Annotated in this window: 22 protein-coding genes and 1 tRNA gene; 12 read left to right on the top strand and 11 right to left on the bottom strand. The window is 52.5% G+C overall.

The window, feature by feature from the left end; translation table 11 throughout:
- Positions 1–50: 50 nt before the first annotated feature.
- Positions 51–917 carry a helix-turn-helix domain-containing protein gene (locus KP705_RS08340; protein WP_046900432.1) on the top strand — a complete coding sequence of 289 codons (867 nt, stop codon included), beginning with the start codon at positions 51–53 and terminating at the stop codon, positions 915–917.
- Between the two features lie 86 nt (positions 918–1,003).
- Here the strand turns inward: KP705_RS08340 and htpG are convergent, their stop codons facing one another.
- From htpG to flgE, 4 genes are all read right to left on the bottom strand, one after another.
- A complete protein-coding gene (htpG, locus tag KP705_RS08335) occupies positions 1,004–2,869 on the bottom strand; it encodes a molecular chaperone HtpG (protein WP_215764298.1) in 1,866 nt (621 codons plus the stop codon).
- Between the two features lie 67 nt (positions 2,870–2,936).
- Positions 2,937–4,004, bottom strand: coding sequence for a flagellin (locus tag KP705_RS08330; protein WP_215764297.1), 1,068 nt, complete (start codon positions 4,002–4,004; stop codon positions 2,937–2,939).
- A 2-nt stretch (positions 4,005–4,006) separates the two neighbouring features.
- Positions 4,007–5,530 (bottom strand): flagellar hook-associated protein FlgK, encoded by a 1,524-nt coding sequence (gene flgK, locus KP705_RS08325; protein WP_215764296.1) that lies wholly within the window; start codon positions 5,528–5,530, stop codon positions 4,007–4,009.
- A 25-nt stretch (positions 5,531–5,555) separates the two neighbouring features.
- Positions 5,556–6,815, bottom strand: a complete 1,260-nt coding sequence (gene flgE / locus KP705_RS08320; protein ID WP_086633296.1) for a flagellar hook protein FlgE — start codon at positions 6,813–6,815, stop codon at positions 5,556–5,558.
- Between the two features lie 300 nt (positions 6,816–7,115).
- On the opposite strand from flgE, the gene KP705_RS08315 reads away from it, so the two are divergent.
- Positions 7,116–8,411 (top strand): MATE family efflux transporter, encoded by a 1,296-nt coding sequence (locus KP705_RS08315; RefSeq protein WP_046900427.1) that lies wholly within the window; start codon positions 7,116–7,118, stop codon positions 8,409–8,411.
- Between the two features lie 38 nt (positions 8,412–8,449).
- On the opposite strand, the gene KP705_RS08310 is transcribed toward KP705_RS08315, so the two are convergent.
- Positions 8,450–9,496: an aldo/keto reductase gene (locus tag KP705_RS08310; RefSeq protein ID WP_215764295.1), complete on the bottom strand. Its 1,047-nt coding sequence runs from the start codon at positions 9,494–9,496 to the stop codon at positions 8,450–8,452.
- A 245-nt stretch (positions 9,497–9,741) separates the two neighbouring features.
- A complete protein-coding gene (locus tag KP705_RS08305) occupies positions 9,742–11,658 on the bottom strand; it encodes a S9 family peptidase (protein WP_215764294.1) in 1,917 nt (638 codons plus the stop codon).
- A 149-nt stretch (positions 11,659–11,807) separates the two neighbouring features.
- Between KP705_RS08305 and KP705_RS08300 the strand changes: the two genes are divergently transcribed.
- Both KP705_RS08300 and KP705_RS08295 read left to right on the top strand, forming a co-directional pair.
- Positions 11,808–12,410, top strand: coding sequence for a DedA family protein (locus KP705_RS08300; RefSeq protein ID WP_198150526.1), 603 nt, complete (start codon positions 11,808–11,810; stop codon positions 12,408–12,410).
- Positions 12,410–13,381 carry an SDR family oxidoreductase gene (locus KP705_RS08295; RefSeq protein ID WP_203548070.1) on the top strand — a complete coding sequence of 324 codons (972 nt, stop codon included), beginning with the start codon at positions 12,410–12,412 and terminating at the stop codon, positions 13,379–13,381. Before KP705_RS08300 ends, KP705_RS08295 begins: the two co-directional genes overlap by 1 nt.
- A 26-nt stretch (positions 13,382–13,407) precedes the next feature.
- On the opposite strand, the gene hemJ is transcribed toward KP705_RS08295, so the two are convergent.
- The 3 genes from hemJ to hemE are packed head-to-tail and all read right to left on the bottom strand — an operon-like array spanning position 13,408 to position 15,601.
- A complete protein-coding gene (hemJ, locus tag KP705_RS08290; RefSeq protein ID WP_369826506.1) occupies positions 13,408–13,851 on the bottom strand; it encodes a protoporphyrinogen oxidase HemJ in 444 nt (147 codons plus the stop codon).
- Positions 13,851–14,555: an HAD family phosphatase gene (locus KP705_RS08285; RefSeq protein WP_046900421.1), complete on the bottom strand. Its 705-nt coding sequence runs from the start codon at positions 14,553–14,555 to the stop codon at positions 13,851–13,853. Before KP705_RS08285 ends, hemJ begins: the two co-directional genes overlap by 1 nt.
- Entirely contained in the window at positions 14,552–15,601 is a 1,050-nt protein-coding gene (gene hemE, locus KP705_RS08280) for a uroporphyrinogen decarboxylase (RefSeq protein WP_215764293.1), read from the bottom strand. Before hemE ends, KP705_RS08285 begins: the two co-directional genes overlap by 4 nt.
- A 353-nt stretch (positions 15,602–15,954) precedes the next feature.
- Between hemE and KP705_RS08275 the strand changes: the two genes are divergently transcribed.
- Positions 15,955–16,566, top strand: a complete 612-nt coding sequence (locus tag KP705_RS08275; RefSeq protein ID WP_046900419.1) for a Maf family protein — start codon at positions 15,955–15,957, stop codon at positions 16,564–16,566.
- Between the two features lie 91 nt (positions 16,567–16,657).
- A tRNA-Ala gene (locus KP705_RS08270) sits at positions 16,658–16,733 on the top strand.
- A 119-nt stretch (positions 16,734–16,852) separates the two neighbouring features.
- Here KP705_RS08270 and KP705_RS08265 read toward each other — a convergent pair.
- Positions 16,853–17,338 (bottom strand): aminoacyl-tRNA deacylase, encoded by a 486-nt coding sequence (locus KP705_RS08265; RefSeq protein WP_046900418.1) that lies wholly within the window; start codon positions 17,336–17,338, stop codon positions 16,853–16,855.
- 99 nt (positions 17,339–17,437) lie between these two features.
- Between KP705_RS08265 and KP705_RS08260 the strand changes: the two genes are divergently transcribed.
- The 6 genes from KP705_RS08260 to KP705_RS08235 all read left to right on the top strand — a co-directional run bounded on the left by KP705_RS08260 (position 17,438) and on the right by KP705_RS08235 (position 22,427).
- A complete protein-coding gene (locus KP705_RS08260) occupies positions 17,438–17,854 on the top strand; it encodes a lytic transglycosylase domain-containing protein (RefSeq protein ID WP_046900417.1) in 417 nt (138 codons plus the stop codon).
- Between the two features lie 57 nt (positions 17,855–17,911).
- Positions 17,912–18,766: a metal ABC transporter solute-binding protein, Zn/Mn family gene (locus KP705_RS08255; RefSeq protein ID WP_046900416.1), complete on the top strand. Its 855-nt coding sequence runs from the start codon at positions 17,912–17,914 to the stop codon at positions 18,764–18,766.
- On the top strand, positions 18,750–19,415 hold the full coding sequence (locus tag KP705_RS08250) for a metal ABC transporter ATP-binding protein (protein WP_046900415.1): 666 nt from the start codon (positions 18,750–18,752) through the stop codon (positions 19,413–19,415). The genes KP705_RS08255 and KP705_RS08250 overlap by 17 nt, the downstream gene beginning before the upstream one ends.
- Positions 19,402–20,208 (top strand): metal ABC transporter permease, encoded by an 807-nt coding sequence (locus tag KP705_RS08245; RefSeq protein WP_046900414.1) that lies wholly within the window; start codon positions 19,402–19,404, stop codon positions 20,206–20,208. The genes KP705_RS08250 and KP705_RS08245 overlap by 14 nt, the downstream gene beginning before the upstream one ends.
- Positions 20,209–20,466: 258 nt before the next feature.
- The gene (locus KP705_RS08240; RefSeq protein ID WP_046900413.1) at positions 20,467–21,954 is read left to right on the top strand and encodes a sugar porter family MFS transporter; all 1,488 of its coding nucleotides are present in this window, start codon (positions 20,467–20,469) and stop codon (positions 21,952–21,954) included.
- A 29-nt stretch (positions 21,955–21,983) separates the two neighbouring features.
- Positions 21,984–22,427 carry an HIT family protein gene (locus tag KP705_RS08235; RefSeq protein WP_200898324.1) on the top strand — a complete coding sequence of 148 codons (444 nt, stop codon included), beginning with the start codon at positions 21,984–21,986 and terminating at the stop codon, positions 22,425–22,427.
- On the opposite strand, the gene KP705_RS08230 is transcribed toward KP705_RS08235, so the two are convergent.
- Positions 22,418–23,428 (bottom strand): glycosyltransferase family 2 protein, encoded by a 1,011-nt coding sequence (locus KP705_RS08230; RefSeq protein ID WP_252348301.1) that lies wholly within the window; start codon positions 23,426–23,428, stop codon positions 22,418–22,420. The two genes, KP705_RS08235 and KP705_RS08230, sit on opposite strands and share 10 nt — an antisense overlap.
- Positions 23,429–23,450: the final 22 nt, after the last annotated feature.

Genomic DNA, 23,450 nt, shown 5'->3' with positions numbered 1-23,450 from the left:
TTATAGCAGACCATTCTGTTTTCTTCTGGAGGCTCCATAGAGTTTCTGCCATGACCCAAAAAGGGCCTTCACCAGAGCTGCCTGCTCGCATTATTCCGCTTGCGGCGCTTGCTACTCCATCCCAAGGGCTGCAGCCGGTCGTCCAAAGACGACAAGGAGCCTCTCATGAAACCATCGAGAGCTTTCTCCACTACTTCAATGAAGAAAGAGCTCTCTTTACAATCTCACGATATGCTGGTGGAAACCTGTATATTAACCGTGAACAGTTCAATAGAAATTATCATTCTGAAAAGCCTGCTTTAGGTCACGAAAATCTTCTGACTAACGACAGTATTCTTATATCTGTAACACAGAGCGGTCTGCTTAATCACCTTCCTGTCCTATCTGGCCTTCCTGTCGTTCATTTTGAAACCCAGTCAGGCCCAGGTCGCTTTCTTCTCACCTGCTGTGAACTAATTCTTGATGGTGCCTTGGAAGCCAGCCCTTCTCAAACGCGAACACGTTTATTCAAACACCTGACAGATCTTTTAATTACAACACTCTTGGATTCTCTCGGCCTGGAGTTAAGCGTTGCAGGTCGACGTAAACACCGTCAAAAACATATCCGATCTTATATTGAAAGCCGATTGCATGAGCCTGATTTAACCCCAAAAAGCATTGCCAATGCCTACGGTATTTCCTCCAGAGCGCTTTATTTGCTTTTTGATGGAGAACCAGGAGCTGTTTCAGGCTGGATTTTAAGTAGGAGACTGGAAAGAATTTATAAGGACCTACAATCGGCTGAATTCACATCTATGGCCATTGCCGAAATCGCTGCAAAACATGGCTTTAGAAATGCAGCTCATTTTTCAAGGCGTTTCCGTCAAAAGTTTGGTCTTTCGCCCCGAGAACTTCGTCAGAAAAAATTAGCCGGCTAGAGTTTCGTTCGCTACCTCAGCATCCTCAAAAAAAAGCGGAAGATTACTCTTCCGCTTTTTTTCTTAAATCGACGAAAAGCGACTTGTTAGGCAGTAGCAGCCCCGACAAGCAAACCTGCAAGCAACCGAGCAAACCCAGTCGGATCTGGTAGGGGCTCGCCCTCCTGAACACGCGCAAGATCCAACAGCACGCGTGCAAGATCTTGAATGCTTTCCTTCTTTTCAACGCGCTGAGCCAAGGCTTTAATCAGCGGATGGCGAGGGTTAATTTCCAGAATTGGGAGCGTTTCCGGAAGAGCCTGTCCTGATCGGCGCATCAGCCGCTGCATGGCCAAGTCCGGGCCTCCCTCAGACGTAATCACGACCGCACTATTCGTCAGGCGAACCGTACTCCGGACATCTTTCACTGCATCGCCCAAAGCCTCTTTCAACGTAGGAACCAAGGTGTCTACGTTAGCTGCCTCGACTGTTTCCTCATTGTCTGTCGAGAACTTCTCAAGATCTCCATGAGAGTAGACGACTGACCGCAAAGTTTTGTCGTTGTATGAATGAAGCCGCTCTGGCCAGAAAGCATCTACTGGATCAGAGAGAAGAAGAACCTCCAAGCCCCGGGCATGGAAGCCTTCCAGCTGTGCAGATGCCTTCAGAGCGTCAAGGTTGTCACCTGTGAGGAAGTAGATAACGTCCTGTCCGTCCTTCATACGCGAGATATAGTCATCAAGCGTCGTTAGATCGTCACCATGGGTTGTATGGAAACGGGCGAAACCGGCAATTTCCTGACGGTGCTCGCTATCTTCCCACAAACCTTCCTTGAGAACCGCCCCAAAGTTTTCCCAGAATGCATTAAATCCAGCATCTGCGTCCTTGGCTCGGGTTTTAATCTCCGTCAGAACGCGTTTCGTGACCGCCTTGCGGATACGAGCAAGAACTGGTGTCGCCTGTAACATCTCACGAGACACATTAAGCGGCAGATCTTCTGTATCCACTACACCCTGAACAAAGCGCATCCAGTTGGGAAGCAAATCTGCCTCATCTGTGATGAACATGCGGCGAACATGAAGGTGGATCTTGCTCTCCCGAGACTGCTCCATGAAATCAAAGGGTCGAGCGCTGGGAAGAAACAGAAGGGCTGTGAATTCTGTCGTACCTTCTGCATGCCAATGCATTGTTGCATAAGGTTCATCAAAAGCACGCGCAATGTGCCTGTAGAATTCCGTGTACTGTTCAGGGGCAATTTCGGCCTTAGGCTTGCGCCACAAAGCTGTTCCTTCGTTGGCAGCTTTCTCTTCGACTGTTCCATCCTCATTGACCTCACGCAGAGTGATTGGCCAGGAAATATGGTCAGCCCATTTGCGAATAATTGACCGAAGACGCCAGCTGTCCAGAAAGTCTTCCGCATCACTTTTCATGTGCAGAACAATGTCAGTGCCAGGCGTAGAGCGAGTGGAAGGCGTGAGGGTAAAAGCGCCCTTCCCATCTGAAGACCAAGTCCAGGCCTCGTCTGCCCCAGCCTTGCGGGACGTTACATCCACCCTGTCGGCAACCATGAACGCTGCGTAGAACCCGACACCAAACTGACCAATCAGACTTGGGCGATCTTCAGCTTTGGCAGCATTCAGTTTTTCACCAAAAGCGCGTGTGCCTGAACGGGCAATCGTACCTAGATTTTGAGCCAGTTCATCATGCGTCATTCCCACACCGTCGTCGGAAATGACCAACTCTTTCTTGTCTTTTTCCGGGGCAATACGAATTGACGCATTTTCGGGAAGAGCAAGAGCAGAGTTCGTCAGCCCTTCAAAGCGGCGCTTGTCTGTTGCGTCGGCTGCGTTCGCAACAAGTTCACGCAGAAAAATTTCTCGATCCGAATAAAGCGCATGCACGACAAGATCGAGCAGACGCCCCACCTCTGCACTGAATTCATGCTGTTCCGGCTGGCCTTGCGTTGCACTCATCGTCATCAATCTCCTCTTAGGAAAGTAACGAAGATATGCGACGTCAGGGTCAATTTTTCAACAGACGTCAGAGATAACTTGCAAGCGTCATACCCTTCATATTTGCGATAATGGAATATGATGCCTGGAGTTGATTGCTGGTATCATTCAATTGGACGGAAACCTGTGCCAGATCTGCATCCTTTGCCGTTCCAAGCTGGGTCGTAAGAGCGGCTTTCATCTGTGCCAGCATCGTACTCTGACTGGTCAAGGTGTTCTGCTGTATTCCAAGTGAACCACTGATATCGGATAGCCCTTCTGTCACACCGGTATTCGTCGTCTGTAATCCTTGAACCAACTGTGTGTAATCTGTGGTCCCTGCGTCATCAGAACTCAGAGAGGCAACAACCATCAGGTTTCGCATGAGATCTCGGATCGGAGAGCCTGTTGACGTTTCTGACGATGTACTCCCCTCTGTCGCCACGATGCCTGCAGAAACTGTTTGATTAGTTCCAACGGTGATTTTTAATTTCTGCTGTGCAGCAGTAACCGGGTCAGTCGAAAGTGCAGCGGAAAATGGCTGATTCTGGCTGGTGTCTTTTGCAAGAGAAAGCGTCTCTGACAGAACATCTGACGCACTACCATTTCCCATGCTTTTCACAGTCTCCTGTATAGAAGATGCGAGGCTGGAACTGCTTAAGCTGGTGCTTACGGGAGCAGTGGAAGACTGCAACCCTGAAAAAATATAGCTCCCACCCTCCTGCGTGTTCAACAAATTACCCAAAGACGATAAATATGATTTAGCCTTTTCCGAGGCAGAACTTACGGCCGTTGGGGAAACATTCCCGACAAGAGTTGAAAGAGTGTCATTCAGATTATCTGCGATTGTCGCAATTTGGCTGACTGTACTCTGCGTGACCGTTAATCTGTTTTGTGCCATGGTCACGTTGGAGTTCCAGGACGAAACCTGAGTGATTGCAGGCTGGAGCGCTAGCGCCTGAGCACGCGTTTCCCCAAGCTGGGCGTAGTTGCTGGATTTTACGCCCGTAGAAGCTTGTTCCTGAAGATTATCTTTTATCTGGGATAACGAAGCCAAGTTTCGCGTCTGCTGATTCGATAATCCGCCATAACCAAACGATGCCGTAATTCCAGTCATAATCAGCTTCCAACAGCGTTTAAAAGGGCGGTGAACATGGACTGTACGGACGAAATAACTTTCGCATTGGCTGAATAGGCGTTCTGTAATGTAACGATATTTGCCATTTCAGTATCGACAGAGACAGTTGATGTTCCTGCCAGGCTTGAAGAGAGATTGGTCTGCGTTGTTTGTGCAAGAGAAAGACTGCTACTTGCATTATTAGCTGTCGCAGCCTGGTTGGCTGTCAAAGACGTCGCAAGAGCCACAAGACTTTGACTTCCACTATATCCGGTAGACAATTTCCCCGTCACACCTAAATTATTGGTAGGGGCGGCTACCTGTCCTGTGCCATCTGATTGAGTGGTTCCAAACGCATAAGACAGAATGTTCTGGACAACACTGCTACTTGCGGTCTCACCAGATACAAGAAGCGATGGATCGTCCTGATAGGACTGGGAAACCTGAATATTCTGGGCAAAACCAGCGCTTCCCTGAGGCACAATGGACGTCTGGGACGCAGAGGGAATATTGCCACTTGATGTTGTAAATAAAGACATGCCCTGCGCATCGAAGCGGCTGGCTACAGTATAGGCTAGAGAGTCAAATTGGGCCTGCATCGTTGGGAGCGTGGTATCTCGCAGCGTTATATCGGCTCCGAGGCTTCCACCGGTCAGATGACCAGTAATATCTTTTCCGTTCAGGGTAATTGCCGGAATCGCATTAGCGTCTGAGTTACCCGGATAGCTCATACTGGTTGAAATTTGCGCTGAGGCTGTCGTCAAAGGCCAGGTGCTGGAAATGGTATCTGCTGAACCCGAAGACGTATTGTGTGTAGGGAGCGTGACACCGTCTTGCGTAGTAATGGACATGTCTCCATTGGAGGAAACCTTCCAACTCACACCCAATTCACTGGAGAGCGATGACAAGGCCGTAAAGCGCTGATTTTCAATATCCGCAGTATCGAGCCCTTGCCCTTTAAGAGCCATGATCTTGGTAGACAAAGAGCCAATAGTCGTCAGGTTGGTATTGATATCCGAAACTGACGAGACAACACCATCCTGTGCGTTCTGACGTTGCTCCTGCACAGTGTCTGCAAGAGTGTTCAACGACTGGGTAAAGCTATTGGCCGCCGAAAGAACTGTGCTTTGAGTGGTCGAACTCGACGCGGAGCTGGTCAAAGAAATAAGGGCTGACTGAAGATTTCCCAACTGGTCAGAAAGTGTCCCGCTGCTACCAGAATCTGCAGAGGTTGAACCTTGTAGAGCCGTGACGACAGAAAGCGCGTTGCTTGTTGTCGTATATTGGGAAACATCTGAATTCTGGGAATATAAAGCAGTCTGGATATGTGCGTTTGTAGCCAGACTGGTCGTTGCGCGCCGTACGCCGCCACCCGTCCCGTCATTTACGACAGACTGAACGTTTGCGACTTCTTTGATGTAACCTGCAGTAGACGCATTGGCGACGTTCTGGGAGGCCGTAGACATTCCATACTGGACGGCCTGCAAGCCAGAGACGGCGATCGAAAGTGAATCAGTCAGCCCCATGATATAGAGTTCCCTTCACCCGGCCTTACTGAATCATCGCCAAAGTGGTCTGCAGAAGCTGATTTGCAGTGGTCACGATTTTTGTATTGGCTCCATAAGCCTGCTGCGCGACGATAAGTTTGGTAAGATCGCTGGTCAGATCCGTCGTTGAGCTTTCAGTGGAACTGGTGCTAAGCGTCCCTGCCCCATTCGTGTTCACTGCATTGACTGTCGGTGCACCAGATGACGCCGTTGCCGTATATGCCTGTCCGTTTTGGGCAGAGAGTCCATTAGGGTCTGCGAATGTTGAGAGTGGTATTTTTGCAAGGAGCTGAGAAAGCCCATTATCAAATGTCGCCATCACGGACCCGTCGCTTTGCATAGACAGACCCGTGAAGGTACCGCTTGTGACGCTGTCCGTCGTCATTGTGGGATTGGTGCTATAATTACTGCTGTCTGTTGCCAGGCTCACACCGGACGTGCTCCCGATGGTTCCCAGATTTACGGTCATATCCTGCGGCAGCCCCGTATATGAAAAGGTTGCCGCTGAACCCGTAGACTGGGACGCTCCATTTACAGACGCCAGAGAACCATCACTGTTAAACTTCACTGTGGCTGAATTGCTCGAATCTGCTGAATTACTGACAGTCCAAACCAAGGGATCCGTGGAAGACTGTTTCCAGTTCAGGCTCACCTCCTGAGCATTTCCCTTACTGTCATAGGCTGTTGCCGTAGATGTGTTGGTACCTTCTGCCCCAGAGGTGCTGCCAATTGCAGCAGACAGAGAAACAGTTGTGCTCTTGGTCGGCTGAAATGCGACGGAATCAGAGATTTTTATAGGTGACAGAGTGCTACTCAAAGCACCCTCTGAACCCACCTGATACCCTTCCAGATAATAACCCGAAGTGTTGACCAGATATCCCTGGTTATTTTGTGAGAAGTCACCATTTCGCGTATAAAACTGCTGGCTGCTGAACGTCGGCGCTGTGCTGGATGTCGTGCTTCCTGTGGGTTGGACAACGTTGAAGAATCCGTTGCCTGAAATTGCGAGCGCCAGCGTATTTGTCGAAGAAACAACCATACCCTGATTGTCAGTATGCTGCCTGGTTGTCGCAGCCACACTGTCGCTCAGTGACTCCCCGTCGCTTGCCAGATCATTGCTCGTCACATAATCGGCAAAGCTTGTTGTTGCAGCTTTATATCCTGTCGTTTGACTATTCGCGATATTGTTGGAGAGATCGCTGAAAGCATGTGACTGGGAATTGAGGCCACTGACAGCCGTGTTGAGAGAATTGATGATCGACATGGCGGACTCCGGCAGAAACTGGGATTCGGGCCTCACGCCCGGGTGTTATCTGACCTGACAGTTCCACACCATGCGTTAACGAAACCCTTACACTCGCGGAAAACCTCCTTCTTCCTCCCACGCTCCCTTTCCTTTCTGGCAGACAGAAAACCTTCCCAACAAAGCACTTCAGGCACTGGTTCTTTGTCACGGGACGAGGCAGTATATGCCGACATGCCAGTACCATCAGATGACCCATCCAAGCCCAGAATCCCTGACGATTCTCCCATAAAACCGGCGAGATTCGTACATGGCAGCATCATGCGTCATGTCATCACCATGGCGGGAACCGGGGCCATTGGCCTCATGGCAGTTTTTGCTGTCGATCTTCTGAACTACTTCTACATCTCCCACCTGCATGATTCTGCTCTGACGGCCGCCATCGCTTTTGCGACGTCTCTGAGCTTTCTGCAGATTTCAGTATCTATCGGCATGACCATTGGACTTGGTGCCTGTATTGGTCGACTGATCGGCGCTCGCCAGCATGCGGAGGCCCGAAGTCTCGCATCTGCTTTCATTGCTGTCATGGTTGGCATCGCGGCCGTTCTGGGCACGCTCACGGCGGTATTTGCCACGCCACTTCTCAGGCTGCTTGGCGCTCAGGGAGCAGCTTTGGAAAACGCGGCGACCTTCCTGCACATAGTGTCGCCAGCTCTTCCATTAGTGTGCCTGGGAATGGCTCTATCAGCTCTGTTGCGCGCAGTTGGTGATGCCAAACGGTCCATGCGCATTACCCTGACAGGTGCACTTGTTTCAGCTCTGCTGGACCCCTTGATGATCTTTGTGCTGCATCTCGGCCTGGAAGGTGCAGCCATCAGCACCATTCTGGCCCGATGTGCCATTACAGCGAGCGGCTTCCTGAACCTTCGGGGGCACGCCATGCTGGAATGGCCAAAGAAAGAAGCCTTTGAGCCTGCGATGCGAAAAATTGGCGGCATTGCTGTCCCGGCGATTGCAACCAATCTCGCCACACCAACCGGCGCACTGTTCGTAACTCATGCCATGGCACAGTTTGGGCTGGACGCTGTTTCGGGACAGGCAACTATCGACCGCATTGTGCCTGTTGCGTTTTCATTGGTTTTTGCTTTGACAGGTTCTGTCGGACCTATCATGGCGCAGAACCTTGGTGCCCAACAATTTGATCGGGTGCGTGAAGCCCTCATGGCCGCACTGAAGCTGACAGCGCTCTGTGTTGGAACCACCTGGTTTGTTCTTGCTGCCGGGCACAATGTCATTCTCCAGCTTTTCAACGTTCAGGGCATTGGGGCGGAAATCGTACGCCTGTTCTGTTGCTGGCTGGTCCTGAGTTATATGTTCGTCGGGCTGCTATTTGTCGCCAATACGGCGTTCAACAACCTTGGACACCCTTTCTATTCAACCGGCTTCAACTGGGGACGCGCCACACTGGGAACCATCCCGTTTGTGTGGTTCGGCTCAGCTTATGGCCCGATTGGTATTCTCGTTGGGCAGTCTCTGGGTGTCGTTATTTTTGGCACGTTTGCAGTTCTGACAGCTTTCCGCGTCATTGGACGGCTCGGGCCGCACACAGCCCACTGATAGATGCAGGCATGATCTCATGCCTGCATCGTTGAGACTCAGGGAGCGGGGTTTGAATGCACCTGGTGAATGGCGTTGATCTTGGCTTCCAGTTCAGGCGTGATCTGTAGACGGGTTGAATCCAGAATTGTCTGAAGCTGATCCGTGCTCGTGGCCCCAATGATATTGGATGTTACGAAGGGACGCGACGTCACAAAAGCAACAGCTAACTGAACCGGATCCAGTCCTTCCTCACGGGCCAAGGTGTGATAGGCCTCAATGGCAACATCCACACCGGGCTTCTCGTAACGCTGACCACGGTTAAAGAGCGTAGTGCGTGCGCCCGCAGGGCGCGCTCCGTTCAGATATTTCCCTGTCAGATATCCCTGAGCCAGCGGAGAGTAGGCCAGAAGCCCGACATCTTCCCGCAGGCACATCTCTGCCAGACCAATTTCGAACGTCCGGTTAATGAGATTGTAGGCGTTCTGAATGGATGCCAGCCGCGGAAGACCATTCTGCGAAGCCGCAAGGAATTGTGAGAGTCCCCAAGCTGTTTCGTTTGAAACACCGACATGACGGATTTTACCTTGTGCGACCAGATCACCCAATGCGCCAAGAGTTTCAGCAATCGGAACTTCATTGGCTGCCGGCACATCCCGAAACGTCGTCCCGCCTTCACCAAACAACCCGATTTTACGGTCGGGCCAGTGTAGCTGATAAATATCAAGATAGTCCGTCTGCAGACGACGCAAAGAGCCTTCAACTGCATAGTGAATCTGCTTTGGCGTCAAACGGGCTTCCTCACCGCCGGGCCGAAACCACGGTGAAGAACTGCGGCCAACAACTTTGCTCGCAATAACAAGTTTGTCACGGCCGCCCCGAGCTTTTAGCCAACTTCCGACAATGGTTTCAGTCGCGCCATAGGTTTCAGCACGTGGGGGAATGGAGTAAAGTTCAGCAGTATCAATAAAATTGATCCCCTGATCGAGCGCCATATCGAGCTGCGCATGCCCTTCGGTTTCCGTATTCTGCTGACCGAAAGTCATTGTGCCCAGGCAGATTTCACTGACCTGAAGACCGGTGCGTCCAAGTTTACGATGTTTCATAGAAGGTCCGATGAGATAATTTTTTGGATGTCAGGTTGCGCATCCAACAGTGAAATGCGCAACCGGTTAAGCTGAGTCTCTCCTGTGCCAGGATCAAACGCAAGGGCAGGCCATGCATGTTTGAGCTACCCGCGAAAAAGCAACTTCATTCTTTCCGATTGAATATTTCTTATTCAGAACATTCAAACATACCATTCCGGAATAAAATCGAATTTTTATAAAGTTTTCTATTTTGATTTCTTTATTCATATGGCCGGATCAGCGGATGTGGCAAAAACAGTTCGGTAAAATCTCAGCTCTCTCTCAAGAGCATCTTCGACAACCTCACGGGCTCTAAAACCGTGACCTTCGTCCGGATAAACATGGAGATCAGACTGTGCCAGTTTTGTTCTCATGGCTTCAGCCTGTGCGAGAGGCACCACCTTGTCAGCACTACCATGCAGGAACAGGACAGGAACGGAAATTTTCTCCGCATGTGTGAGAGGAGAACGTTCCAGATACATAGCTTCTTTTTCGGGATAAGGCCCAATCAGACCATCCAGATAGCGTGCTTCGAATTTATGCGTCTCTGCTGCCAAGGCCCTTAGATCGGTAACGCCATAAAGAGAGGCGCCTGCCGCAAAGAGATCAGACTGTGCCAGCGCAGACAGAACCGTCAGGCCTCCCGCACTGCTTCCGCGAATAACGCAGCGTGCTGGATCAACCAGCCCTTGTTCAATCAGGGACTCAACACCGGCCAGACAATCCTCGACATCTGCAACACCCCATTGTTCGTTTAGGGCTTCCCGATATTTGCGACCAAACCCTGTTGAACCGCGGTAATTGACATCAAGAACAGCGAAACCGCGGGAGGTCCACCATTGCACTTTGAAAGCAAAGCCTGAATTGGCACGCCCTGTTGGACCGCCATGAGCCATAACAACCAAAGGTGGTTTTTCGCCTTCTTCTAGATGCGAAGTGCTACTCGCAGGTTTATAGAAGAGCGCATATGCCTTCGATCCACCGGCTGTTGGAAAGGAGAACAAAGAAGGCTTGGCAATGTCGTCAGACGTAATCGTATCAGGCAGCACAACACTTGAGCGAAAAAGCTCGAAATTCCCATCCATGTCACCAATAGCCAAAGCAGGTGGAGCGTCTTCGGGGGCATCAATCCAGGCAAACTGTCCATTCGACAGACGCTCTGGAACGTTGACGGGCGCTCCCATCTGAACAGTTTTCCAATGTCCATCTGCAAAGAGCAGAACGCCAGTGAGGCCTTCCCGAATTCCTAATGCGAGAAGCTGGCCGTCAGGCAGTGGCGTGAGTGTTCTTTGTCCGAAGATCCAATGCGGCAGACCAATCTCAGCTCCAGCCTCTGGGAAAAACTGCTCTTTCCATCCCGTTTGATCATGCACAAATTTAACAGGCGTCCAGCAACCCTGAGCATCTGATGTCGCATAAAGGCTACCATCTGCTCCCCAACGCGGTTCAATAATACTGCAGGGTGTCTGGCCACTCAGATCTGTGGCTCGTCCAAGCTTGGGGCCGGTTCGGTCAATAGGTGCCACATACAGTCGGGTCACTGTCCATGGCATCTCCGGATTCGTCCAGGAGAACCAGGCCAGAGAGGCACCATTTAACGAGGGGCGAGGGGCTGCATAGAAATCAGCTCCGTCTACCAGAACCGTTTCCTGGCCCAACCGTGATACATGAACTAGCGCCGCTATTGGCAGACCTTCGTCATGCGTTTCACGAACGCAGAAAACACCGTCTCCGGCTGTATCCCATGTCAGATCAGCATAACGCATTTCCGGTGCACGATCGCCAGATAACGCCTGAAACGTGCCTTCTCTGTTGCTGAACCACAGGCCGCCGACCTTTCGGTCACTGAAAACAACTTCCGGATATCCGTTTTTCAGGCGGACATCCCACGCTCCTCCACCATATTCGTGAACACGGGTTCCGACAGTTCTCTCTGGCGGGATAAGGTCTACGAGTGTTCCATCGTGACGTCGTCCGACGATCACCGTGCGGCCTTGCTCTTCTGGTCGGGTCTCCTGCCAGAATACCCAGTCTTCGACCGTTCTGAGTTCAGAGAAAGAAAGAGTGCGGCCAGCCACGAGTTCAGGGCCAACCCAGGAGGGCCAGTTTCCGGCTACGTGAAGAGGGCAAAGCTCAGTCATTTTTCATCCCGTGTCTGATGTCCTAATATCGTAGCTGGCGGTTTTGCCTTCCGCCATATTCGCACAGGATCACGACACTGTTTCATCTCACGCAATTTCTCGATCACCTGCTCCAGGAATATGGCTACGGCGTTATCGGCGTGACAGTCATGCTGGAAAGCATGGGCCTGCCACTGCCAGCGGAAAGCATCATCATCGCTGCGTCCCTCTATGCAGGAAGTACGCATCATCTCGAGATTCGATGGATTGCCCTTGCCGCTGTGACAGGCGCCATCATGGGCGATAATTTCGGGTATCTGCTCGGCCACCATTTTGGCTACAGCATCCTGAAGAAACACGGCAAGAAAGTCGGCTTGACTGATGAGCGCCTGATGCTCGGCCGCTATCTTTTTCGCAAACACGGCGGGATTGTTGTCTTCCTCGGACGCTTTGTCGCTGTTCTGCGTGTGTTCGTTGCTCTTCTGGCTGGAGCAAACCGAATGCCCTGGCATTCGTTTCTTTTTTTCAACGCGCTGGGCGGTCTCTTCTGGGCTGGGGGCTATGCCTTCATCACTTATGAACTCGGTAAGCAGATTGAAAAGATCACCGGGCCGGTTGGAATTGCTCTGGCCGTCGTAGGGGCCTGCTGTCTGGGAGGAGCGTTTCTCTTTCTTAAAAAGAACGAGAAACGACTGACTGAAGAAGCCATGAAACAGGCTGAAGAAGATGAAAAGCGCTCAGCCGCCGGAGCCCACGAAAAAGGACAACACTGATGACCCGTCTTCCCCAGACCAGCTGGTCTCTTGATAATCTGAATCGTCTGGATGGTCAGACTGCGCTCATTACGGGCTCTACAGGCGGCCTGGGTTTCGAAATTGCCTGTGGGCTGGCTGAGCGTGGCGCTTCCATCATTTTGAGTGGGCGTAACCTGGAGAAGGGCAGGGCGGCTCTTAACCGTCTGTATGAACGTGTTCCAAGTGTGCAGGGCCGCTTTGAAGTGCTGGATCTTGCCTCACTGGCCTCTATTGCAGCTTTTGCCACCGCTTTGCGCGAGCAGGGACGCCCCATTCAACTTCTTGCCAATAATGCTGGCATCATGGGCCCTGCATCCCGTCTCACCACAAAAGACGGGTTTGAACTTCAGTTTGGTACCAATCACCTTGGTCACTTTGCTCTGACCGGGCGGCTGCTCCCTCTGTTAGCCGCGGGCAATGCGACAATCATGACTGTCGCGTCCCTTGCTGCCCTGAAGGGTGAAATTCCGTTTGGTGATCTGAATGCCCGGCACCGCTACAATCCGATGGCACGTTACCGGCAGAGTAAACTTTCAAATCTGCTCTTTGCTCTGGAACTAGACCGCCGGGCCAAGAAAGCTCCCTGGCCTATTCATTCACGGGCTGCTCATCCCGGCTGGGCGGCAAGCGATATTGTCTCCAATAACGGCTCGCTTGATCGGAATGGTACCCCGGTTGGTCGCTGGGGTCGTAAAATTGCCCGAAGCTTCGCCGGCCCTGTGTTTCATATGATGGGACAGACAGTGGAGGAGGGGGCTTGGCCGCTTCTCTATGCTCTGGCGTCTCCTGAAGCGCAGGACGGGGGTTATTATGGGCCTCAGGGCAAGGGAGAAAGAACCGGTCTCCCGGGTGACGCCGGTCTGCCAGAGACTGCGTCAGACCATACGCTTGCAAAACGCCTCTGGGCAATTTCTGAAGAAATGACTGGCGTCAAATACGGCCTTCTCTAAGGCCGTATTTTAACAGGCGACGTGTCTCAGGGCCGAACCATGATCATGATGACAATGATCACCATGAGAATGGTTGGTACTTCGTTTGCGATCCGGTAATATTTCTCGGAATGCGGATTACGGTCTTCTGCGAACAGACGACGCCATTTGCTGCATGCCCCATGAAAGCCCATGAGGCCGAGAACGCAGATCACTTTTGTCCACCACCAGCCGCTGTTCCAGTCCACCAGACCCGGCACAGACGACATCATCCCCCCCACGAGCACAGTAACAATCATCGCAGGCGTCATGATCTGACGGAGAAGCTTGCGTTCCATGATTTTGAAACGTTCGCTCTCCGCAGTACCAGGCGTTGTCTGGGTATGGTACACGTAGAGACGTGGCAGATAGAATGTCCCCGCCATCCAGGCCGTGAAAGCCATGATATGGAGGGACAGGAACCAGCTCAGGTGATCAACAACAAAGTCCATCAGTTCTCTTTCTGGCTTTGAAGTGTCTTGCGAAGCAGCGGTACCAGTTCAGAAAGGTGACCGATCCTGACAAAGCCTGGCGTTGGCCAAAATGCCGGAAGAGGGAGGTCTTCAGAACGAAGAAGCACACAACTCATACCAGCACGCCGGGCGGCTTCAGCACCCGTGTCACTATCCTCAATCACAACACAGTTTTCTGGCAGAACACCTTCTGCTTTTGCAGCGTACAGATAAACCTCAGGAGATGGCTTCGGTTCATCCATGTCATTTGCTGAATGGACCCGGTTTTCCGGGAAAAACATGGTCATCTGTGTCCGTTCAAACTTGGCATCCATCTCAACGACAGACGAGTTCGAACCAACACGAAACGGCAGTTGCAAACCACGTATTCCATGTAGCATTTCTGGCGCACCCTCTACAGGTTCTGCCATTTTCTGCATTAGACGTACAAGATTTTCCCTCATTTTGAGTGCCGTATTTTCAGGTAGAGCACGTCCTGTTTCGTGCTCCAGTTCCTTCACGACCTGAGAGAGTGCCTTACCTGAAAACCGGTCATGAGCCTCATCGTCTGAAATCTTAAGACCCAGGGACCGAGCGAACTCTGCTGTGGCCCGGCAGGACGCACGCTCACTGTCAACGAGTACACCGTCACAGTCGAAGATGACCAGTTTCAGCTGGCCTGCTGCATCCAGAGCCGTGGTCATATTGCGCGCACCGCTTCCACGAGAGCGCCGACATTTTCAGGCGGCGTGTGCTGCATAACGCCGTGTCCCAGGTTGAAAACATGCGAACGCCCACGAAGCGCATCCCTGATTCCCTGAGCCTCACGCACCATGGCCTCACCGCCAGAAAACAGGACCATCGGGTCCATGTTCCCTTGCAGCGTCACGTTTGGTACTAACTCCGCAATCTGCACCGGATCAGCCACTGTATCGAGCGCCAGCGTATTGATTCCGGTCTTTTCTGCGTATTCGCGTATCATGATCCCTCCGAGGCGCGGGAAACCGATAATCGGCGTATTCGGATGCTTCTCCTGAATATGACGCACGATCTGCCGGGTAGGTTCAATCACATAGCGACGAAACGCGTTGGGAGGGAGAATTCCTGCCCAGGAATCAAAGAGCATGACAGCTTCAGCGCCTGCTTCAATCTGACCGCAAAGCATCTCTGCCGTGCTGATCGTCAGGGTTTCAATCAGACGATCAAACAGCGCTGGATCAGTTTGCATCATTTTGCGGGTATTGGCGAAATCCCGCGATCCGCCGCCCTCAACCATGTAACAGGCGACCGTAAATGGGCTGCCGGCAAAGCCGAGCAATGTCGTGACATCTGGGAGTGATTTACTCAGTCGCGAGAGTGTTTCCCGAACAGGTGCCGTGGCCTCCTGTACACGCTTGGGATCAAGTTTTCCCAGATCTGCCTGAGAACGGATGGCGCCAAGAACCGGGCCCCGACCATCAATGAATTCAAGGGACTGACCCATTGCCCAGGGCAGAATGAGAATGTCCGAGAACAGGATTGCTCCGTCCATTCCATACCTGCGGATCGGCTGAAGGGTGAGTTCTTCAGCCATGTCTGGAGTCATGCAGCGTGTCAGGAAGTCAGCCTTGTCACGCATGGCACGAAATTCGGGAAGGTAACGCCCTGCCTGCCGCATGAGCCAGACCGGCGGGGGCCAAACAGCTTCACCCTTGAGAGCTCTCAGGAGCGGTTTCGAGGATGGGGAGAGGGGTGCGTTTTCCGAATTCATGCCGCTCACTAACCATGAAAGAAATAAGAAAGAAATCCTGGAGGATAGGATGATCCCTGTGGATACCGGGGTACCCGGCTCTCTAAAAATGTACCCCGTCTTACTCACACTGTGTACAACTGCAAAACCCGCAGTGGACAAGGGGGTGTAGGATTCTATCCCGATTTGCTCACAGACCCCCTGTGTACAACCCCCAAAAATTGGGGGCGTAACCAACAATCCACGGTACTCGGTACCTTCCCGCAAACTTCAAGTACTGTCCCCATGTACCCCAGTACTGACACAATCTTTTCACCGGGTCATACGCAGTACTGGTACTCGTGCTCGCCGTCGATAGTTTGGAGTCGCATCTTATGACCTTGCTCAATAATTCCATAATCCTCGCAAGTGGCTCGAGTGCCCGGCGAGTACTTCTGGAAGAGAGTGGTCTGATCATTCAGGTTCGACCGGTAGATCTGGATGAAGAGGCTTTGCGCCAGCAGTGTGAAAGTGAAGGAAAATCTCTGGGAGACACGGCTTTGGCTCTCGCGGATGCCAAGGCGAGGCTTGCGGCCGATGTCTCGTCTGACACCAGTCTGATTATCGCGGCTGACCAGATCCTCGATCTGGACGGAACAGCCTTTGCGAAGCCGCAGGATCTCAATGAGGCGAAGACGCATCTTAAATGCCTTCGAAACCGCACGCATACTCTTCAGACAGCTGTCGTTTTGTATCGGGGCACACAGAAAATCTGGGAAACACTCGCTACGCCTCAAATGACGATGCGCCCCTTTTCTGATGAATTTCTGGAGCTCTATCTAAGAGAAGAGGGGGACAGGATACTGTCCTGCGTAGGGGCTTATCGGCTGGAGGGCTTGGGTATTCAGCTCTTTTCCAAAATTTCGGGCGATCAGGATGCTATCCTTGGGCTTCCACGACTTTCGCTTCTTGAGAAGCTGCGTCAGGAGAACGTGATTCTAGCCTGAAAAAGTGTTTTTATGGCTTGTCACGATGAAAACATCCTTATATACCGCGCTCATCCGGCTCCACCCCAAAGGGGCTGTAGATGAAACACGTGGGGCCATAGCTCAGTTGGGAGAGCGCCTGAATGGCATTCAGGAGGTCGTCGGTTCGATCCCGATTGGCTCCACCAGTTTCTCCCAAAAAATCTGAAATTTCCGCTCTACGATTTTTGTGTCTTTATACACAAAGCCCGTATCGCCGGCCCAGACCTTGTCCTTTCAATATGAAGGGTCAGGTCTGTGTCCAAATTCAGGGCAGTGGGCGAACGAGGTCTGCAATCAGACCGTTCGTCGCTATGAGAGCATCCTGAGGTCCAAGTTCCAGAAGAAGGCCTCGGTCTCCACCATTGATGACGACAGGGGGGCCATCCATTGCACTCTGATCAAAAGCTGTTGGTACAATACTGCGCTGGCCGAATGGGCTGACACCGCCAATCTTGTACCCTGTCCGCTGTTCTGCCTCCGGGCGAGAGAGCATTTTGGCTTTTCTCCCCCCAAAGGCTGTTGCAACACGTGTGAAATCCAACTCGCGATCAGCAGGCAGGACAACACAGGCAGGGCGCCCGTCAATCTGCACCATCAGGGTCTTGAGAACATGATCCGGGGAAAGACCCAGAGCTTTGGCGGCGGCGATACCTAGTTTCCCAGCGGATGGATCATAGTCATAAATGCGACGCTGATAGGGTATGGACAGAGCATCCAAGGTCAGGGTTGCGGAAGTATCCTGTGTATTCATTCCTGTTGCTCTTATTCTTTCGGCTTGTTGTGTCAGGATGGCAGGTAGGGTCAGGGGATGCTAGACTATGAGCTTCTTTAATAAAGATGACAGGGTTTCATGGCCGCTGGTTTCCTAGCCTGTATGCTTGCTTCGGCTTTGCATTATCGTATTCCTCCCCGTGTTCTTCCTGCCATTCAGCGGGTTGAGGGTGGAGTGATGGGCAAGGTTAGCCAGAATAAGGATGGATCAGTGGATATTGGTCTCATGCAGATCAATTCGCGTTGGATCCTTCCTATTTCATCCATGCTGCACCAGAGCCCTGCCCAGATTGCAACGCGACTGGCCCTTGAGCCTTGTTTCAATGTTGCTGCCGCTGCGATGATCCTTCGCACCGCTCTGGATAATGAACACGGGAATCTCATGCGCGCCATTGGAGATTACCATTCACGGACCGTGCCATTGAATATGGCGTATCAGCGTAAGGTTCTTGCCGCAGCAACCGAACTTTACGTAAAGCCGCCGTCCCGAGGATAGCCAAAAGAAGAATGTTATCTTATAACGTTTTTCCTTTCCATCCGTCCGGGGAAACTCATGCGCTGTGTCCGAACCCTGTTTCTGGCTGGTTCGCTTCTGACTGCGCCTTTTGCGTATGCTGCTCCGCTGCCTGTGGTCTGCGTTGAGGCAGCCTGGTGTAATATTGCAGCGCAGATTGGTGGACCGGCCGTCCAGACACAGTCTTTAATTTCAACTCCGGGCATCGATCCCCATGAATTGACGCCAACGCCATCCATGGCGCGGAATATGGCTCATGCCGGCGTCATCGTTCTGAATGGCGCGACCTACGATGACTGGGCAGTCCATTTTTCTCCTTCATCAGCAACGCAGATTATTGCGGCTGAAGAAGCGGGATGGCGCGCAGGGGACAATCCGCATCTGTTCCTCGATCTGAACGCCGTGCGTAAAGTGGCCTCAGCCGTGGCGGACGCGTTTATAGCGCGAGGCCTGGATCAGACGGATATTCGTAGCCGCCTAACGAGCTTTCTGACTCAGGTTGATGCTCTGTCTGGCCAGACAGCAGTCATCAGGCAGAAACACGACGGGACTATCATCGGTGTCATGGAACCGGTGGGAGCTGATCTGATCCAGACGATGGGCCTCAGGATCATTGACCCCGGGTTCGCCCTGTCGGTCATGCATCATAGCGAACCGTCTCCGCGCGATGTGGCTCAACTGGAAACTGCAATCGACAGCAGACAGATCAGATTTCTGATCGTCAATCCTGCCGTCAGGTCTCCACAGATTGACCGTATGGTAGAGCGGGCCAGGGGCAGCGGTCTGCCGCTGGTTATGATAGGAGAGACGCTCCCTGTCAGCCAGCAATGGCAAGACTGGGTCTCGTCGATCCTTCAGTCCGTTCAGCAGGCACTTGATGGCCAGTCCCGATAACCTTGTTCTTGAGAATGTTACCCTCTGTGCAGGCCAGACACGTGTTTTAAATCAGGTTTCCCTGACCGTCCCTCTTGAAGGTATTACGCTTCTGTCAGGACGAAATGGTGCAGGAAAATCGACTGTTCTGCGGGCCTGTCTGGATCTTGTAAGGCCCGAAAAAGGACAGATCCTGATTGATGGCCTCCCACCCGGAATGGCCTGTGAACGCATTGGATACATGCCGCAGGGCTTGAGCGATGCGGCTCTCATGATCCCGGCGATCAGTCATGTGATGGGTGCCATGGATGGTGCGCGTTGGGGTGTGCCTGTTCGTTTTGGTCAAAGAAAAAGGGAGGCCGAGAGGCTTCTTACCCTGACTGGAGCACTCTCTTTCTCAAAACGGCCTCTGGGACATCTGTCAGGGGGAGAGCGACAGCGTGTCTGCCTGGCACAGGCACTTGCTGGTCAACCGGGTCTGCTCCTTCTGGACGAACCCCTTGCCGCTCTGGATCACGACGCGCAGCAGCAGATTGTTGCCCTGCTGGTATCACTCACCCAGACCCTTGGCGTTTCAATCCTTATGACATCTCATGAAACTGCTGCGCTGGAAGGAAAAGTAACGCGCGTTCTGGCTCTGGAAAATGGCGAGTTGCATGTTCGAATTTGAATTCATGCGGCATGCATTTCTGGGGTGCACGCTCGTCTCTGTTCTCGCAGGAACTGTGGGATGGTTTCTGAGCCTCCGGCGACAGGCTTTTGCCGCCCATGCACTGTCCCATATTGGCTTCAGTGGAGCCGCAGGGGCAGTCTGGCTTGGTGTTTCGCCTCTCTTCGGGATGATTGCTTTCAGCCTTCTGGCAGGCCTTGCCATAGGAAGCGAAGGTGAGGGACGCGGTAAAATTCCCCCTCAAAGAGACAGTACGATCGGCCTTGTGCTCGCCGCCAGCCTTGGCTTGGGCACCTGGTTCCTTCATGAGGCTAACGGAGCCTCCAGCATGGCGACGACACTGCTATTTGGGGATGTGCTCGGAATTGATACCCCGACGCTGTTCATTCTGGCTGGAGTGACAGCCCTCTGTCTGGCGGGCCTGGTTTTTCTTGGGCGGCCGCTCCTGTTTTCGAGCCTGACGCCAGAAGTTGCACGTGCACGTGGCATTCCTGTGCGTCTGACGTCTCTTGGATTTATGGCTGTAGCAGCTTTGGCCTGTTCAGCATGTGCCGAAGTCTCCGGGGCACTGCTGGCCTTCAGTCTCATGATTGGCCCGGCGGCTACGGCATTGAGACTAGGGTTATGCCCGGCGATGGGACTACTGGTTTCCGTATTGCTCGCGCTTGTCCTGTCCTGGGGCGGTCTGATGCTGTCCTGGATAACGGATATCCCCATTCCATTCTGGATTGGGTTGGGAGCAGGGATTTTTTATGGGTGGGCGAACCTCTGGACGAGGCTGAGGACTAATTAAGAGATCCGGCGAACCAGTGCACACATACGATGAAAGTAACCAGAATGATGTGCATGATGATCAGGGCTCTTCCAGAAATGTAGGGCACATCACGGGTGGTATCGGGTGTGGGCGTCAGCATAGAGGGTCTCCGGAGCAGTCCTGATATCCATATAGAATTCTGATTTTCGTGGCCAGAATAAGTGGAAGCTCACTTAATTTTCAAAAAAATAGAAAAATGCGGAAAAACTGAATAGATTGCGATATGTTAATGTCATTATGCCAAATGATACAAAAACATCTCGACCTGCTCGTGAACAAATAGACCTCTCACAAATTGAGGTCTCACCGAACGCGAAATTGATCCTGATGCTTGCAGCCATGGTTGCTGCAATCTGCGGTGGCCTCTACGGCTACGACACAGGCATCATCTCCGGCACATTGCCTTTGATTGGCGATGATTTTCATCTGAACTCTACAATGAAGGAAAGCGTCGCTTCGGCTATTCTGCTTGGTGCAGTATTCGGAGCCTTCGGTGCCGGCTCTCTCTCGGAGAAATTCGGACGGCGCACCACAACATGCCTCGTCAGTGGTGTCTTTGTTCTTGGCGCGACAGCGTGCGCTTTCTCGCCGGATGTATGGAGCCTCATTGCTGCACGATTTGTGCTCGGACTTGCCGTCGGCGGTTCCACACAGGTTGTGCCGATGTATATTTCGGAGCTGGCCCCCCAGGAACGGCGGGGAAGCCTTGTGACGATGTTCAACGTGGCAATCGGCCTCGGTATTCTGATTGCCAATATCATCGGTCTTACACAGCGCACGAACTGGGGCTGGCGCCCTATGGTGGGGATTGCCGCCATACCGGCTGCCCTCGTTTTTGTATCCATGTTCTTCATGCCAAAGAGCCCGCGCTGGTCTGCTGAGAATGAAGGCATGAAGAATGCCATCCTTCACCTTAGCCGTATCCGCACCACAAAAAGGGCAGTTCGCAAAGAAGTTGAGTCCATTCGTGAGAATGCAGAGGGCATCAAGCAGGAAAACCGGGGATGGCGCGGTCTTTTCCAGCCCTGGGTTCGACCGGCTCTTGTCGCAGCGCTGGGTGTGGCGTTCTTCACCCAGTGTGGTGGCTTGGAGATGATGATCTACTATGCTCCGACATTTCTGAATGATGCTGGTTTCGGAGCCTCTTCGGCACTCTGGGCATCGCTAGGTGTTGCGATCGTTTATTGCATCATGACCATTCTGGGCTGTCTCTTTGTGGACAGGATTGGCCGGCGTCGCCTGATGCTGATCATGGGGCCAGGGGCCGCACTCTCGCTGGTTGGCCTAGGCGTGATGTTTATGCTCCATCCTGCCGCAGGCAGTGCGGGGTCATATCTGATCGTAGCGTTCCTGCTGCTGTTCATGATGTTCAACTCGGGCGGTATCCAGGTCTGTGGCTGGCTGCTGGGTGCTGAGATGTTCCCACTGTCCATGCGTGGACAGGCGACCTCCCTGCATGCTGCCACCCTGTGGGGGGCTGATCTGCTTGTCACCAGCACGGCTCTTACGATGGCAGAAGGAATTGGCCTGACATGGACGATGTGGTTTTACGCCTTCGTTAATCTCGCTTCAGTTATCTTTGTCTTTTTCTTTGTTCCAGAAACGTCCGGTGCTTCTCTCGAAGATATTGAAGATGCTCTGGTAGAAAATCGTTTCCGGCCCACTCGCGACAACAAGCGTATTGTGCCGGAAGAGGATGAAGAGGACGCACGTTCCGCCGCATGATAGCTTTCCCTTTTTGAAGGGAAACATACATGTTGGATGTTATTGCAAAACGGGTTGTTGCCGCGCGAAGTGGCAGCAACCCGTTTGTCATTGGGCGTATGAAATCTGGCTGGCTTGTTATTGGTGAGACGCAGCCTCTTGCAGGATATTGCCAACTCCTCGCCGATCCTGTTGTGCCGTCCCTGAATGACCTGAAAGGTGAGGAGCGGATTCAATATCTTCTGGATGTCGCCGCTGTCGGGGACGCTCTTCTGGCTCTTACCGCCTCAAACCGCATCAATTACGAAACATGGTGCAATCTGGCACCGTCTCTTCATACGCATATTGTTCCGCGATATGGCTCAGAACCTGAAGACCTGCGCATCAAGGCAGCCAGTATTGCTTATGATTATGCGTCTGCGCGCCCGTTCAGTCTTGAGCATGACGGGGCCTTCATGGATGCCATGCGACGTGAGCTACATATTCAGCCTTGAGAAGGCTGCCGGACTGCAAGAAGAAACCACAGACGGAAAATAGCGGTCTCACAACGTGTCTGGCGCTGAAGCTCTCTTCGCCTCCAGAGGATTTTGATTCTGGCTCTTAACGTTCGGGCTCCGGCCAGTTCTGACAGAAGGGTCTGTGCGTCTTCTGTCAGGATATCCGGTTCCTGGAGCAAGTGCTGAACATTGGACTCAAAGATCGTCATGAAGACGCCGGGTCCACGTCTGAGAGCACTTAAGCCGCGGCTGAGAAGCGAGCGTTTGGCCCCGACGGTGTTGCGCGCGTGCTGGCGATAATAGCTGACACACCGCTCATCAAAAAAGACTTTGCCGCCAGAGGCCATCGTAACGAGATAAGCCCACCAGTCATGCAGGATGAAGGGCGGAGGTAGTCGCTCATATAAAAGCTCATATGTCGCTGCGTTGATAACAACTGTGTGCCCGGTTGCGATGTTTTGCGTCAGAGCGGATGCAAAGTCAGGAGTTCTGCTGAGGGACGCCGACTTACTGAACACGTTGAGCGAAGAATCTGTCAGATATTGACGGGCACAATATAAAGCGGGCACATCGAGCGGCTGTTTCTGGAGCCATTCCAGCGCCCATTCCAGCTTTTGAGGCTGCCAGACATCATCCTGATCCGCGAACGCTATGAAGGGCGTGGGAGGAATGGAATCCAGAAGATGCAGATAAGACCCCGTCACGCCCATATTGCCCATGACGGATGTAATTTCGACGCAACGCCCGTGTCCGCGATGCTCTTCAAATGAGAGCATGATCACACGGGATGCATCAGTTGATCCGTCATCACGCCAGTAAAGGACCCAGTCCGTGTGGGTCTGGGCGAGAATGCTGTCGAGCTGTGCGTTGAGATAGGTTTCGCCGTTATGCAAGGACAGTAGAATGGCGACACGGTCTGTCCTGTCGGCGGTCTGGCTTGCTCCTCCCCGTATCATCTGTGGGTTCCAGCGGCGAATGCCGGAGTGGGGAGAAGACATAATATCCTTGGTTAAGATGGGT

This window comes from Gluconobacter sp. P1D12_c (assembly GCF_018812105.1).
GTDB lineage: Bacteria > Pseudomonadota > Alphaproteobacteria > Acetobacterales > Acetobacteraceae > Gluconobacter > Gluconobacter oxydans_A.
This window is presented reverse-complemented; position numbering and strand designations above follow the sequence as displayed.

Coding starts and splice junctions, on each gene's coding strand:
- KP705_RS08340 (WP_046900432.1), top strand. CDS start 51: ATGACCCAAAAAGGGCCTTCACCAGAGCTGCCTGCTCGCATTATTCCG.
- htpG (WP_215764298.1), bottom strand. CDS start 2,869: ATGAGTGCAACGCAAGGCCAGCCGGAACAGCATGAATTCAGTGCAGAG.
- KP705_RS08330 (WP_215764297.1), bottom strand. CDS start 4,004: ATGACTGGAATTACGGCATCGTTTGGTTATGGCGGATTATCGAATCAG.
- flgK (WP_215764296.1), bottom strand. CDS start 5,530: ATGGGGCTGACTGATTCACTTTCGATCGCCGTCTCTGGCTTGCAGGCC.
- flgE (WP_086633296.1), bottom strand. CDS start 6,815: ATGTCGATCATCAATTCTCTCAACACGGCTGTCAGTGGCCTCAATTCC.
- KP705_RS08315 (WP_046900427.1), top strand. CDS start 7,116: ATGCGTCATGTCATCACCATGGCGGGAACCGGGGCCATTGGCCTCATG.
- KP705_RS08310 (WP_215764295.1), bottom strand. CDS start 9,496: ATGAAACATCGTAAACTTGGACGCACCGGTCTTCAGGTCAGTGAAATC.
- KP705_RS08305 (WP_215764294.1), bottom strand. CDS start 11,658: ATGACTGAGCTTTGCCCTCTTCACGTAGCCGGAAACTGGCCCTCCTGG.
- KP705_RS08300 (WP_198150526.1), top strand. CDS start 11,808: ATGCTGGAAAGCATGGGCCTGCCACTGCCAGCGGAAAGCATCATCATC.
- KP705_RS08295 (WP_203548070.1), top strand. CDS start 12,410: ATGACCCGTCTTCCCCAGACCAGCTGGTCTCTTGATAATCTGAATCGT.
- hemJ (WP_369826506.1), bottom strand. CDS start 13,851: ATGGACTTTGTTGTTGATCACCTGAGCTGGTTCCTGTCCCTCCATATC.
- KP705_RS08285 (WP_046900421.1), bottom strand. CDS start 14,555: ATGACCACGGCTCTGGATGCAGCAGGCCAGCTGAAACTGGTCATCTTC.
- hemE (WP_215764293.1), bottom strand. CDS start 15,601: ATGAATTCGGAAAACGCACCCCTCTCCCCATCCTCGAAACCGCTCCTG.
- KP705_RS08275 (WP_046900419.1), top strand. CDS start 15,955: ATGACCTTGCTCAATAATTCCATAATCCTCGCAAGTGGCTCGAGTGCC.
- KP705_RS08265 (WP_046900418.1), bottom strand. CDS start 17,338: ATGAATACACAGGATACTTCCGCAACCCTGACCTTGGATGCTCTGTCC.
- KP705_RS08260 (WP_046900417.1), top strand. CDS start 17,438: ATGGCCGCTGGTTTCCTAGCCTGTATGCTTGCTTCGGCTTTGCATTAT.
- KP705_RS08255 (WP_046900416.1), top strand. CDS start 17,912: ATGCGCTGTGTCCGAACCCTGTTTCTGGCTGGTTCGCTTCTGACTGCG.
- KP705_RS08250 (WP_046900415.1), top strand. CDS start 18,750: ATGGCCAGTCCCGATAACCTTGTTCTTGAGAATGTTACCCTCTGTGCA.
- KP705_RS08245 (WP_046900414.1), top strand. CDS start 19,402: ATGTTCGAATTTGAATTCATGCGGCATGCATTTCTGGGGTGCACGCTC.
- KP705_RS08240 (WP_046900413.1), top strand. CDS start 20,467: ATGCCAAATGATACAAAAACATCTCGACCTGCTCGTGAACAAATAGAC.
- KP705_RS08235 (WP_200898324.1), top strand. CDS start 21,984: ATGTTGGATGTTATTGCAAAACGGGTTGTTGCCGCGCGAAGTGGCAGC.
- KP705_RS08230 (WP_252348301.1), bottom strand. CDS start 23,428: ATGTCTTCTCCCCACTCCGGCATTCGCCGCTGGAACCCACAGATGATA.